This window comes from Streptomyces sp. NPDC043870, from assembly GCF_056435785.1.
This window is the reverse complement of the sequence record NZ_JBWKDT010000038.1, coordinates 59379-72959: the sequence shown is the minus strand read 5'-3', so window position 1 is coordinate 72959 and position 13581 is coordinate 59379. Positions and strand designations below refer to the sequence as shown.

At 71.7% G+C, this 13581-nt stretch carries 10 protein-coding genes; 7 read left to right on the top strand and 3 right to left on the bottom strand.

What is annotated here, in order from left to right; all coding sequences use genetic code 11:
• The first annotated feature begins 582 nt into the window (after positions 1-582).
• From AC0699_RS32000 to AC0699_RS31985, 4 genes are all read left to right on the top strand, one after another.
• A complete protein-coding gene (locus tag AC0699_RS32000) occupies positions 583-3516 on the top strand; it encodes a helix-turn-helix transcriptional regulator (RefSeq protein ID WP_478667430.1) in 2934 nt (977 codons plus the stop codon).
• Entirely contained in the window at positions 3497-4417 is a 921-nt protein-coding gene (locus tag AC0699_RS31995) for a metallophosphoesterase family protein (protein WP_478667428.1), read from the top strand. Before AC0699_RS32000 ends, AC0699_RS31995 begins: the two co-directional genes overlap by 20 nt.
• On the top strand, positions 4414-5193 hold the full coding sequence (locus tag AC0699_RS31990; protein ID WP_478667426.1) for a 4'-phosphopantetheinyl transferase family protein: 780 nt from the start codon (positions 4414-4416) through the stop codon (positions 5191-5193). The genes AC0699_RS31995 and AC0699_RS31990 overlap by 4 nt, the downstream gene beginning before the upstream one ends.
• A 181-nt stretch (positions 5194-5374) precedes the next feature.
• Positions 5375-7039 (top strand): flavin monoamine oxidase family protein, encoded by a 1665-nt coding sequence (locus AC0699_RS31985; RefSeq protein WP_478667424.1) that lies wholly within the window; start codon positions 5375-5377, stop codon positions 7037-7039.
• Between the two features lie 87 nt (positions 7040-7126).
• On the opposite strand, the gene AC0699_RS31980 is transcribed toward AC0699_RS31985, so the two are convergent.
• The 3 genes from AC0699_RS31980 to AC0699_RS31970 form a co-directional block, all read right to left on the bottom strand.
• Positions 7127-8536, bottom strand: coding sequence for a class I adenylate-forming enzyme family protein (locus AC0699_RS31980; RefSeq protein ID WP_478667423.1), 1410 nt, complete (start codon positions 8534-8536; stop codon positions 7127-7129).
• A gap of 215 nt (positions 8537-8751) precedes the next feature.
• Positions 8752-9396, bottom strand: a complete 645-nt coding sequence (locus AC0699_RS31975; RefSeq protein ID WP_478667420.1) for a thioesterase II family protein — start codon at positions 9394-9396, stop codon at positions 8752-8754.
• 80 nt (positions 9397-9476) lie between these two features.
• Positions 9477-10058 (bottom strand): sugar phosphate nucleotidyltransferase, encoded by a 582-nt coding sequence (locus tag AC0699_RS31970; protein WP_478667419.1) that lies wholly within the window; start codon positions 10056-10058, stop codon positions 9477-9479.
• 329 nt (positions 10059-10387) lie between these two features.
• On the opposite strand from AC0699_RS31970, the gene AC0699_RS31965 reads away from it, so the two are divergent.
• From AC0699_RS31965 to AC0699_RS31955, 3 genes are all read left to right on the top strand, one after another.
• On the top strand, positions 10388-11377 hold the full coding sequence (locus tag AC0699_RS31965) for an ABC transporter ATP-binding protein (protein ID WP_478667417.1): 990 nt from the start codon (positions 10388-10390) through the stop codon (positions 11375-11377).
• Positions 11374-12249, top strand: a complete 876-nt coding sequence (locus AC0699_RS31960) for an ABC transporter permease (RefSeq protein ID WP_478667414.1) — start codon at positions 11374-11376, stop codon at positions 12247-12249. The genes AC0699_RS31965 and AC0699_RS31960 overlap by 4 nt, the downstream gene beginning before the upstream one ends.
• 159 nt (positions 12250-12408) lie before the next feature.
• Positions 12409-13434: an ACP S-malonyltransferase gene (locus AC0699_RS31955; RefSeq protein ID WP_478667412.1), complete on the top strand. Its 1026-nt coding sequence runs from the start codon at positions 12409-12411 to the stop codon at positions 13432-13434.
• Positions 13435-13581: the final 147 nt, after the last annotated feature.

Sequence of the window (13581 nt, the reverse complement as noted above, 5' to 3'; positions counted from 1 at the left end):
GTCAGCTTGCCCTTGGCATGCTGCGCCTCGGTCGCACGGTCACTGGGACCACGCCGCGCCTGCTCGCGAAGGGCGTGCAGCTCGGCCACTCGCCCAGTGAGGTTCGTCGTCATGTGCCCTCTCGACCCCGGCCCCGCGGTGCGGGCGGCTCATCGGTTCCCACGGACCTCCCGGCCCACGCCCAGTCATTTAACGAGCGGCCCCACCGCTTCTCCACCACCTGTGACCCCTATTCTCCGCGCGGCCACCCCTAGAGAGCGAAAAGAGCCGAATCCGCGCGAACTTGAGGTTTCCTTGAGGTTTCCGATGGTGACGAATCGGATCCGACATCGATCCGACTGAACCTCGAAGAACTTACGTGCGTATTACGGCATGGGAGAGCAAGTAGTCGGCTTTCCGGAAGTTGATACAGTTCAAGTCGACCGCCGAACGAAAGGCATGCGCCCGCCGTTTGACCAATGGCGAGCGCTGAACTCCATGCACTCCTGGGGCACCGCCATCCCGCACCCGCGGGAAATCGAAGCAATGGCCATTTCACGCCATGAGACCGTTCGCATCCACTCGGGGGAGGCATCCACAGCCATGCTGGTGGAGCGTGAGGAACAGATCGCCAAGTTGACCTTCTGGGTGACCGGCGCCGCCGGGTCCCACGGCACTGCGCACACGTCCAGACCCGGCATCGCCCCCGACGGCCCCTCGAGACCCGGCCGGACCGCCGAGATCAGCGGCCCGGTCGCGTCCGGCAAGACGGCTCTGCTCCACCGCGTACTGGAGCGGACGGCCGATTCCGGCGTCCGGCTTCTCAGCGCCGTGACCTCCGCCGCCGAACAGAACATCCCCTTCAGCGTGGTGGAAGAACTCCTGCGCGACACCCCCGACGCCTCGAGTCCCCTCCCGCTCCACGGGCCGCCCGGCACCGGGGACCTCGTCCCCGCGCACACCCTCATGGCCTTCCACGCCCGGCTCGCCGGACTCGCGGCGCGCGGGCCGGTATTGATCGCCATCGACGACGTGCAGTACGCCGATCCGCAGTCCCTGCACTGCCTCCTGTACGCGCTCCGCCGGGCGGACGCCGCCGGGACGGGCCTGTCGCTGGTGGTCACACGTGGCCCCGATGCGGGCAGGACCCCGCCACGCGTCCTGGAGGAACTGCTCCACCAGGTCGAAGGGTTGCGTCTGCGGCTGGCCCCGCTCAGCGCGCGGGGAGTGGAAGCGCTGCTGGCCCAGCGGACCGAGGACACGGCCGACGCGGCCGGTACGGCGGCCGGTACGGCGCACGTCGCCCGCCTGGCCGCTTCCCTGTACGCGGCCACCGGCGGCAACCCGCTGCTGGTGTGCAGCCTGCTGGACGACCATGTCCCCCGGCAGCGGGGCGCGGAGCCTGCCGACGCACCGTTCCCTGCCGGTGAGCACTTCCTGCAGAACGCGCTGATCTGCGTACACCGGACGGGCACCGAGGGCCTGCGAGTCACCCAAGGCATCGCGCTACTGGGACATGCGGGTCAACTGCCGCTGCTGGCCCGGCTGGTGAAGGCCGACGAGCGGGCCGTGGAACAGGTGGTGGCCGCCCTCGGTGACGCGGGCATCCTCCAGGGGATGCGATTCCGGCACAGCGCGGTACGGACTGCCGTGCTGGAAAGCCTTTCCGACGACGCCGTGTCCCGGCTGCGCCGCCGCGCGGCGCGGCTGCTGTACGAGGCCGGTGCGGCGCCCATGGCCGTCGCGGCGCACCTCCTGGGTCACGGGCCGGGCCTGCCGGACGAGGAGTGGGTACCGAAGGTGCTGAGCGACGCCGCGCACACGGCGCTGGCCTCCCAGCGGGTCGGGTTCGCGGTGCGCTGCCTGCGGCTGGCGGAGCAGTGCTCCACGGACGAGCGGGAGCGGTTCCGGCTCCGGACGAGCATGGCGAAGTCCATATGGCGGGTCAAACCATCCGCCTGGCCGCGGGAACTCCTGCCGCTGAGCGCCGCGTTGCGGGAGGGCACGCCGTCGGCCTCCGACTCCCTGTGCCTCATCGGCGACCTGCTGTGGAACGGCTGGTTCAACGACGCGGCGACAGCGATCCGGCACGCCGTCGATGGCATTCCGGAGACTCCCGACCCCGCGCTCGCGGCCGAACTGCGCGGCGTACGGCTGATGTTGGCCTCCACGTTCCCCACGCTGCTGGATCGGCTGGACCAGGCCCTCGGCCCGGCCTGGGACAGCGCGGTACTCGCGGCGGGCAACCCGGGGGACGGCCTGGCGGCCGCCGTGGGAGTGCTGGAGGGCGTGCTGAGCGCGGGCTCCGGCACTCGTGCGGGCACCACCCGCGCGGCCCCGGGCCGCCGGGACCGGGCAGCGGCGGACGAGGATCTCACCGAGCACGCCGAGCGGATCCTGGCCGGCACCCGCCTCACGGAGGACACCCACGTCACGGTACGGGCGTGCCTGATGGCCCTGCTGTACGCGGACCGGCTGGGCGCGGCGGCCCTGTGGACCGACAGGCTGCTGGAGGAGGCCGCCGGGCGAGGCGCGCCCGGCTGGACCGCGGTCATGCAGGCGATGCGCGCGCACATGGCGCTGCGCCGCGGCGAGCTGGCGCAGGCGCGACGCCTGGCGGAGCAGGCGCTGGAGCAACTTCCCCCGCACGGTTGGGGCGTGGGCATCGGCATGCCGCTGTCGGCCCTCATCGAGGCGCAGACGGCCATGGGCGACCACGAGGCGGCGGCGGCCCTGCTGGACCACCCGGTGCCCGAGCAAATGATGCTGACGCGCTACGGGCTGCATTATGTCTACGCGCGTGGACAGCACCGCCTCACCACCGGACGGCATCACGCGGCGCTCACGGACTTCATGGCCTGCGGAAAGCTGATGGTCGAGTGGAACATGGACCGTGAGGGACTGGCGCCCTGGCGGGTGGGTGTCGCGGAGGCCTCGGTGGCCCTCGGTGACCACGAACAGGCGGACCGATTCACCAAGGAACAGCTCGCCGCGGGCGCAGGACCGCGGGTCCGCGGCCTGACCCTGCGCGTCCTGGCGAGCACCCGGCCGGCACACGAGCGGCCCGCACTGCTGGAGCGGGCCGTGGCCCTGCTCCAGGAGGAGGGCGCCTCCCACGAGTTGGCCCGCGCGCTGACCGATCTCGGGGCGGCGTACGAGCAGCTCGGCGAGGCGGCTCAGGGCAAGGCCTGCACCCGCCGGGCGTGGCGGATCGCCGAGGCCTGCGGCGCCCGGGACCTCTCCCACCGCCTCCACGCCGACCAGCCCGCGCAGAGCGCCCCGGAGGTGGTCACGGCGGCACAGGAGCCGGGTTCCGCACGGCCGCAGCCCACCACGGCGGCCACGCTGACGGACGCCGAGCGCCGCGTGGCGGCGCTGGCCTCGCGCGGCTACACGAACCGGGAGATCGGGACCAAGCTGTTCATCACCGTCAGTACGGTGGAACAGCATCTGACCAGGGTCTACCGGAAGATCAACATCACACGCCGTCAAGACCTGCCGCTCAGTTGGGATACAGATGTCGCACACACCGCCTGATTCCGCCCCGCAGGCCGGTGCCGCCGTCGGCAGACCCACGCCCGCCGACGCGGCCGGGCCCCGGTTGCTCGCGGTGAGCGACCTGCACGTCGGGATGGCCGACAACCGGCCCATCACCGAATCCCTGCGGCCTGCCCACCCGGACGACTGGCTGATCGTGGCCGGCGACGTCGGCGAGCTGACCGAGGACATCGAATGGGCGCTGCGCCTGCTGGCCGCCCGATTCGCCAAGGTGGTGTGGGCCCCGGGCAACCACGAGCTGTGGACCCCGCGGGAGGACCCGGTCCAGTCCCGTGGCGAGCAGCGCTACCGGTACCTCGTGGAAATGTGCCGCGGGCTGGGCGTGGCCACCCCCGAGGACCCCTGGCCGGTATGGCGGGGGCCCGGCGGCCCCGCCGCCGTCGCCCCGCTGTTCCTGCTGTACGACTACACGTTCAGGGTGAAGGGAACCACGACCAAGGAGGAGTCGCTGGCCCGGGCGCACGAGGCCGGCGTCGTCTGCACCGACGAGTACCTCCTTCACCCCGACCCCCACCCGACCCGGGACGCCTGGTGCCGGGCCCGGGTCGAGCAGACCCTGCGCCGGCTGGAGGCGCACGACCCGGCGGTGCCGCTGATCCTGGTCAACCACTTCCCGCTGGTCCGCGAGCCCACGGAGGTGCTGTGGCACCCCGAGTTCGCGCAGTGGTGCGGCACCGTGCTCACCGCCGACTGGCACCGCAGGTTCCGTACCGCCGCCGCGGTGTACGGACACCTGCACATCCCCCGGACCACCTGGTACGACGGGGTGCGCTTCGAGGAGGTGTCGATCGGCTACCCACGCGAGTGGCGCCGGCGCGGGCACCCCAAGGGCCTGCTGCGGCAGATCCTGCCCCACACCCGCGAGGAGGCCCGGACGTGATCGAGACCCTGCTGCCCGTAGGGGTCGCCGCGAGCGAGGCCTTCGGGCCGGACGGCTCCGCGGTGCTCTATCCCGAGGAAGCCGCCCTGGTCGCCGCCGCACCGGAGGAGCGGCGCGAGGAGTTCACCACGGTACGCGGGTGCGCCCGCCGCGCGCTGGCGGCGCTCGGGCTGCCGCCCGCCCCCGTCCTGCCGGGGAAGCGCAACGTGCCGCGGTGGCCCGCCGGAGTGGTGGGCAGCATGACCCACTGTGCCGGCTACCGGGCCGCCGTACTCGCCCGGGACACCGACCTGGTGGCGGTCGGTATCGACGCCGAGCCCGACCGGCCCCTGCCCCGGGGGGTGCTGGAGTCGATCGCCCTCCCCCAGGAGCTCGCCTGGGCGCGCACCCCGGTGACCGCGGCCTGGTTGTGCCGGGACCGACTGCTGTTCAGCGCCAAGGAGGCCGTATACAAGACCTGGTTCCCGCTGGTGGGGACCGAGTTGGACTTCGACGACGCCCTCATCTCCTTCCGCGAGGACGACAACGAGGACGGCGCGGCCGACGGCAGCGGCGGCGGCCTCCGGCACGGCACGTTCCGGGCCCGCGTCCTGCGCCCGGGGACCGCCCCGGACGGCCGGCCGGTGCCGGCGTTCACCGGCCGTTGGCTCGCGCACCGTGGCCTTGTCGTCACCGCGATCGCCGTACCCGCCCGCCGGGCCGCGGCGGCCGGGGACACCACCCCGCCCAGCACGCCGTACGGCCTCGAAGGCGGGGTCGGTCACCCGGGTCGGTAGGGGTTGTCCGGCTTCGCGGCCGCTGCGTAGCGTGCGAGGACCGGACCGACTGTGCACGGCGTACGGCGCGTGGATCACCCCGCCGTCCGGGCCCGCCGCGACGCCGCGTCCCCGGCTGCGCCCGGCTCGTCTCCGGTTTCCCCCTGGAAGCGATGTCGCACCGGCCCGAGAGGTACTCCAGATGACATCAGCAAGCCCGGCCCCCGCCACCATGCTCGTTCCGGACTTCCCGTTCTCCTACGACGGCTGGCTGCGCCACCCGGCGGGCCTGGGCTCCCTGCCACCCGACCGCGCCGGCACACCTGTGGCCGTGGTCGGCGGCGGGATGGCGGGACTGACCGCCGCGTACGAGCTGATGCGGCTGGGCCTGCGCCCAGTCGTCTACGAGGCCGAGCAACTGGGCGGCCGGATGCGCTCCGTGGCCTTCCCCGGGCAGCCCGGCTGCGTGGCGGAGATGGGCGCCATGCGCTTCCCGGTGTCGGCCCGCACCCTGTTCCACTACATCGACCTGCTGGGGCTGCGGACCAGCCCGTTCCCCAACCCCCTCGCCCCGCACACCCCGAGCACCCTGATCGACCTGGGCGGCGTACGCCATGTCGCGCGGAACACCGATCAACTGCCGGACGTCTACCAGGAGGTGGCGGAGGCCTGGGAGAAGGCCCTGCAGGAGCGGGCCGAGCTGTCCACGATGCGTGACGCCGTCCGGCGGCGCGACGTGGAGACCCTCAAGCACGTCTGGGACCGGCTGGTCCGGGAGTTCGACGACCAGTCCTTCCACGGCTTCCTCGCCACCAGCTCGGCCTTCCGGTCGTTCCGGCACCGGGAGATCTTCGGGCAGGTGGGGTTCGGCACCGGGGGCTGGGACACCGACTTCCCCAACTCGCTGCTGGAGATCCTGCGCGTGGTCTACACCGAGGCCGACGACCACCAGGTGGCCATCCTCGGCGGTTCCCAGCAGGTGCCGCGCGGGCTGTGGGAGCACCGGCCGGCCGCCTGCGCGCACTGGCCGGCGGGCACCTCGCTGGCCTCGCTGCACGACGGGGTCCCCCGACCGGGTGTGCGGGCCGTCACCCGCGAGGCCGGTACGGGGTTCACGGTCACCGACACCGAGGGACGGCGGGAGAGCTTCCCCGCCGTGGTCTACACCCCGCACGTGTGGACGCTGCTCAACCGGGTGGAGGCCGATCCGGCGCTGCTGAGCGCGCCGCTGTGGACGGCGGTGGAGCGGACCCACTACATGGGCTCGTCCAAGCTGTTCGTGCTGACGGACCGGCCGTTCTGGAACGATGTGGACCCGGACACCGGGCTGCCGGTGATGAGCATGACCCTGACCGACCGGTTGCCGCGCGGGGTCTACCTGTTCGACGACGGCGCGGACCGCCCGGGCGTGATGTGCCTGTCGTACACCTGGAACGACGACTCGCTGAAGGTGGCCACGCTGAGCCCGCGGGAGCGGCTCGAGGTGCTGCTGGGCAAGCTCGCGGAGATCTATCCCGGGCTGGACGTCCGCTCCCATGTGATCGGCGATCCGCTCACCATCACCTGGGAGAACGAGCCGCACTTCATGGGCGCCTTCAAGGCCAACCTGCCGGGCCAGTACCGCTATCAGCGCCGGCTGTTCACCCAGTTCATGCAGCGCGGGCTGGCCGCCGACCGGCGCGGCTTCTTCCTGTGCGGCGACGACGTGTCCTGGACCGGTGGGTTCGCGGAGGGCGCCGTCACCACGGCGTTGAACGCGGTCTGGGGCGTGGTGGACCACCTGGGCGGGGCGACCCACCCGGACAACCCCGGCCCCGGTGACCTCTTCGACGCGCTGGCGCCGGTCGAACTCCCCTACGACGGCTGACCCGAGGAACGTGCGGCGCGCGGGCCGCACGCGGAAAGGCGCCCCCGCGGCAGAGCGGGGGCGCCTTCGGCGTGCCGGCGGGGTCCTTCAGGACTCGGCGGCGAGCGCCGCGAGCGCCTTCTTGTCGGGCTTGCCGTTGCGGTTCAGCGGAAACCGCTCCAACACCACGACCTTGTTGGGCTGTTCGTAGGCCGGCAGCAGGGAGCACAGCCGCTCGCGCCAGTGCCCGGCCTCCCGCATCTCCTCGTCCTCGACGAAGAAGACGAGCTGGGAGCCCCGCAGTTCGTCGGGGAGCGGCACGATCCGGGTGGGGCAGCCCTCGGCGGCCACCTTCCGCTCGATCAGCTCGGGGTAGAGGGTGTAGCCCATGCGGTGGACGGCGAACTTGCGGCCCAGGACGTGCAGGTTGCCGTCGGCGTCGAGGTGGCCGAGGTCACCGGTGGCCTGCCAGCCGGTGGCGTGGGCCGGCACGATGGTGCCGTCGTCGGCCACCTGGGCCAGGAGGGCGTCGGGGGTGTCGACCTCGATCTCGCCGGTCTCCCCCGCGGGCAGTTCGCGGCCGTCCTCGTCGACGATCCGCAGCCGGATGCCCTCCATGGCCCGGCCGGTGGCGACCGGGTTGTCGAGGGTGGCGAAGGCGATGTTGCCGAGTTCGGTGGAACCGTAGCTGTCGAGCAGCGGCAGCCCGAACTCCGCCTTGTACTGCTCCACCAGAGGGGCGTCGAGGGGGGCCGCGCCGACGCAGAACATGCGGGTGTCGGCCAGGTGGTCGCGCAGCGCCGGCTTGCGGGTGATCAGGCTGAGGATGCTGCGGTAGCTGGAGGGGGTGGCGTCGATGACGGTGACCCCGGCGTCGCGGGCCATGCGCAGGGCCCGGTCGAGCCGCCGGTAGGGGGCGATCACCAGGGAGCAGCGGGTGAGCCAGGCGATCATCACCATCGACAGGCCGTACTGGTGCGCGAAGGGCAGCAGCGGCATCAGGACGTCGTCGGGGCGGTGCCCGACCTGGTCGGCGTTGCGCCTGAGGTTGCGCAGGAAGGAGGCGCCGGACTTCACCACGCCCTTGGGGGATCCGGTGGAGCCGGAGGTCCACATGATCAGGCCGTCGGGCAGCTCGCCCCAGGGGCCGAAGTCCAGGGCGGGGGCGGTGGGTTCGTGGTCGGTGACGGCGACCATCAGCTCGTAGAGGTGCATGGGGTCGGCGTCTGCGTAGATGGGGGTGTCGTCGTCGACGACGGTGACCTTGACGCCGGTGCGGATGGCGATCCGGCGGGTCTCCTCCGGGTGTTCCTGCTGGTCGACGAGGACGATCGAGGCGCCGACGTGCATCAGCGCGTAGAGCACGCACACGTAGCCCGCCGAGTTGCCGGCCTTGAGCATGACCCGGTCGCCGAGGCCGACGCCCCGTTCGCGGATCGCCCCGGCCACCCGGAGGGCGTCCTGTTCGAACTCGTCGATGGTCCGTACTGAGTCGGCTGCACATATCTTCGCGGTCATCGGTCGCACAATGTCCTTCCTCTGGGCCGTGAGACGGCCCGGCGGCGTGCGGTCCGCCGGGCCGGGGTCGGGGCCCGTTCAGGGGGTGGGTCGCGGGATTGGCGAATTCACCGGGGATGGGATTCGGTCGGTCGTGCCGTGGACACGGGTCCCCAGCCGGCACGCTAGGCAGCCGGGCGGGGTGCGGGTACCCCTGAGCGGCCCCTTCGGGCCCCTCAGTCCGGGTCGGGTGCACCCAGCGAAATCAGCTGGTCGTGCACGATGTTGACCACCTCCCGGCGGTAGGACTTCAGGTACCCCTGCGCGCCGGGGAAGACCTCCAGGTCGAACCGGCCGGAGGTGCTGCGGCGCCAGGCCCGGACCCCGGACAGGGTGGCGCGCGGGTCGTGATGGGCCGTCAGGGCCACGACGCGACAGTCGAGTTGGGGTGGGCCGAGACTGCCGCGGTGGCTGGGTGCGGTCCGTCCGGAGACGAACAGGGTCAGGGGCGCCGTGTAAGTCTCCCGCTCCAGCCGACAGCCCACCGCGTAGGCGAGGTCGGCTCCCAGACGGTGTCCGAACAGGGCGAACGGGCGATCGGCCCAGCCCCGCACCGCTTCGTAGATCTTGTCGGCGAGTACCGTGCCGGCCTCCGGCTCGAGGTTCTCCTCGGAGGGCATGGCGGGGTACTGGACGATGAGCAGCTCCACCGTGGGCAGCAGTAACTCGGCCATCGCGAGGTAGCACAGGGGCGAGTTGCGTGAGCTCGGGAAGCAGATCATCCGGTAGCTGCTCGGGACGGCGGGCTGCCGGATCTGGATCAGGCCGACCTCGTCGGGGGTGGTCTCCCCGGTGGGGGGCCGGCTGTGCGCATGGGTCATGCTCCCTGGAACTCCGCCTCGGGTGGTGCCTGACGACTCGTGGTCGGGCATACGGACGGCGCCTCCCGTGCGGAGGGCCTTCATGAACGGGTGGGTGGCTCACCGTGATCGACGGCGCTGCCGGGGACCACCTCCAGGCCCTGGTCGGCCAGCCACCGGACGACGTCGTCGAGCTCGGCCTCGCCTCGGGCGGCCGGGCCGGCGGGCCGTACGGCGTCGACGGCCCGGTGCACGGCGTCCGTGAAGAAGTACACCCCGGGCCGGTCCGGCACGGCCTGTGCCGCGGGCCGGCGGGTGCGGAACTCCTCCATCTGCCCGCCGATCCCGCCCGGGACGAACGTGTCGCCCGGGTGCGTGACGAAGTCGTCCTCACCCAGCCAGTGCCGCGCACAGCGCAGGGCGTGGGTCGGGCCCAGCGGCCGGCGCTGGGGGAGGTAGGTGACGCTGACGCCGAAGCGGGCGCCGTCGCCGACCGCCGCCCGGACCTCGTCGGCGCCGTCACCGAGGACGATGCCGACGTCGATGATGCCCGTGTCGGCGATCCCTTCGAGGACGCGGAAGAGGACGGGCTCGGCCGCCGCCGGCTGGGGTCGCTCGGCGGAGGTGGCGGGCAGGGGGTGCGGACGGGTGCCGGATCCCCCCGACAGGACGAGTGCTTTCACGGGGTCTCCTCGCGGAAAGGTGAGGCGATCGGAGAGAGTCCGGCGCGGTCACGCGGCGACACCGGGAGCATATTTTCCGGCGGCAATACATGATCACCCCTCTTCCCCCCTAAGCATTTCCGCGGCGCCCCTAGGCGCGGGCCCGGCCAAGTCATGGCCGGATCCGGCGTGCTAGACAGGAGCACATCACTTCCGTGTCCTATTCAGTCGGCGCCCGACGCGCGGCCGGTCACGCGATATTCCCCGCACGGACCGCAGGCCGCCGTTGTCGCGTCCCGCTTGATTCGCAGGCATAAATGAAACCTGAACGACCCGTGGATTCCACTGTCGTGGTCGACGGACTTGTCAAGAAGTACCGGAACCGGGATCGGCCGGCCGTGGACGGCCTGAGCTTCTCGGTCCGCCGGGGCGAGGTCTTCGGATTCCTGGGACCGAACGGAGCCGGGAAGACGACGACCATCGGCATCCTCACCACCCGCGTGGCCCCCACCGCGGGGCGCGCGTTCGTGCAGGGCGTGGACGTCGTGGCCCATCCCGCCCAGGCCCGCCGGGCCTTCGCCGTCGTACCGCAGCGCAACAACCTCGACCAGTCGCTCACCTTGCGACAGAACCTGACCTTCCACGCCGGTTACCACGGCGTGAGCCGGGCCGAACGGCGCCGGCTCGCCGACGAGTGCCTGGAGTGGGTGGGGCTCGCCGACCGCGGCAAGGACCGCGGGGACCAGCTCTCCGGCGGCCAGGCCCAACGCGTGATGATCGCCCGGGCCTTGATGCACCGGCCCGACGTACTCTTCCTGGACGAGCCGGCCAACGGACTCGACCCGCAGGCCCGGCTGTTCATCCACGAGCGGGTGGCCGAGCTGAGCGGGCGCGGTGTGACCACCGTGCTCACCACCCACGACATGGACGAGGCCGCACGGCTGTGCGACCGCGTCGGCATCGTGGACCACGGCCGGCTGCTCGCCCTGGACACCCCGCAGGCGCTCATGGAGAGCCTGAGCGGCACCGCCTGCACCCTCACGGTGCGGCCGGCGGCCGATGCCGGCGCCGTGGAGGTCATCCGGCTGCTGGAGAAGATCGAGGCGGTGACGCGGGTCGACCGTGTCGAGCGGGCCGGCGAGGACCCGGCGGCCGAGGTCGCCGACAGCGCGGACGCGCCCCTCCGGCTCCGCCTCTACACCGACGCGCCGACCGGCGTGCTGCTTCCGGCCGCCATCACCACCCTCTCGGCGGCGAACTGCGAGATCAAGGACATCAAAGTGGGCACCGCGACACTGGAGGACGTCTTCATCGCGCTGACCGGCCGGGAGCTGCGATGAGCACCCACGCCACCGCGTCCGCCTCCGTCTCCGTCTCCGCGTCCGATCCGGTCGCGGACTTCCCGAAGGGCCTGCGGCCGGCGCCCACCGGCGTCCGCTCGGTGACCCGTACCTTCTCCTTCATCCTGTGGCGGGACATCTTCGTCACCGGGCGCGAACTGCCCACCTTCCTCGCCCAGGTGCTCGTGGAGCCGTTCTTCATCCTGTTCGTCTTCGGCAAGGTGCTGGGCGAACTCGGCTACACCGGCGGCGGCTTCCAGGCTGTGCTGCTGCCCGGTGTGGTGGCGCTCAACAGCTTCCTGGTCAGCCTACAGAACACTGCGCTCCCGCTGATCATCGACTTCTCCTGGAGCAAGGAGATCGAGGACCGGCTGCTCGCCCCCATCCCCACCACCCTGGTGGCCGTGGAGAAGCTGGTCTTCGGCATGCTGCGCGGCATCATCGCCTCGCTGCTGATGATCCCCATGGGCTTCCTGATCCTCGACCACGCGTCCTGGCCCATGGACAGCTTCCCGGCCACGGTGGGCGTGCTCCTGATGGGCGCGCTGGCCGGCAGCACGGTGGGCCTGACCATCGGCACGCTGGCCCCGCCGCGGCACATCAGCATCGTGTTCGCGGTGACGCTGACCCCGCTGATGTTCACCGGCTGCACCCAGTTCCCGTGGCACGGGCTGGCGGACGTCCGCTGGTTCCAGGTGCTGTGCGCCTTCAACCCGCTGACCTACGTCAGCGAGGGGATCCGGGCACTGCTGCTGCCGCCCGGCGGGCCCGGCTCGATCCCGCTGTGGGTGGACGTGTCGGCTCTGACCGCCGCGATCCTGATCTTCGGGACGATCGGCATCAAGGGCTTCCACCGCAGGGCCCAGGACTGACCCCTCACTCCCTCCCCCTCTTCGACGTTGTTTCCCTCCCTCCAGGCCTCGTGCCCGGACCGGCGCACTCGCGCGCCGGCCGGGTGCGAGGCCGTTTTCTCGTCTCCCGTCGCCCTTCTCCCGCACTTGATTTCCCGAAAGCAAAGGCATTCACGCATCATGACTCGTTCCGATGAGATTCCCGCGGCGAACGCGGACGACTCCGCCGATTCCCGGACCGGGACCGCGATCGTATTCCCCGGCATGGGCCCCGCCTCCTTCGCCGAGGTCGGCCGGTATCTGCTGCTCGACCCTTATGCGAGGGCGCGTCTGGCGGAGGCCGACGAGGCGCTCGGCTATTCGGTGTTCGACCGGTTCCGGTCCGCCGCGGAAGACTATTCGGTCGATTTCCAGATCGCCTTTCTGGTGAACTCGATGGCGCTGGCGGACCGGGCCGTGGACACCCTCGGTGTCTCCCCCACCGTGTGCGCCGGGCCCAGCTTCGGGCAGAAGGCGACCGCGGCCTTCGTCGGGTCGCTCTCCTTCCCCGAGGTGGTCCGCCTGACCGCGGAGTCGGCCCGCTGTGAGGAGGAGTACTTCGCCGAGGTCTACCAGGACGTGGTCACCCACTGCTTCGTCCGCACCCCGCAGGACCGGCTGGACGAGATCCTCGCCGGGTTCGACGACCGGGGAGCCTGGTACGACTCCTCCGGCCGGCTGGACGCGGGCTTCCACATGCTGTCCGTACGGGAGAAGGACCTCGACGCCCTGACGGCCGGCATCAGCGCGGCCGGTGGCTACTCCATGTACTCGATGCGGCCGCCGGTGCACGCCGCGGCCTTCTCCGCGCTGCGCCGCAAGGCGGAGGAGGAGGTCTTCGGCGCGTACGAGTTCGCCGACCCGTCCCTGCCCGTGGTCGTCGACCATGACGGCACGATCGTCCGGGACGCCGCCGGGATGCGCACGATGATGCTGGATACCTTCGACCGGCCGATCCACTGGCCGAGCATGGTGGAGTCGCTCAAGGGGCTCGGGGTGGGCACGCTGTACGTGACCGGCCCGGACAACCTGTTCCACCGTCTGGACATCACCAAGGACAACTTCGAGGTCGTGGCGATGGGCCTGCCGAAGAAGCGGGCTCGTGAGCGCGAGCGGGAGCGTGCGCTGGAGCGGTCCCGGGCGGTGCGGGTGCGACGCGGCGCCTGAGCCCATGCGGAGAAGGGGCCGGCCCCGCCCCCAGCGGGGGGCGGGGGGGGGGCCTTTTTTTCCCTTTTCCCCTTTTCCCCGTCCCGCCCTCCTCCCACATCAACCTTCCACCCACCCCCCACCACGTCCCCTGTGGTTCTCTTTTTC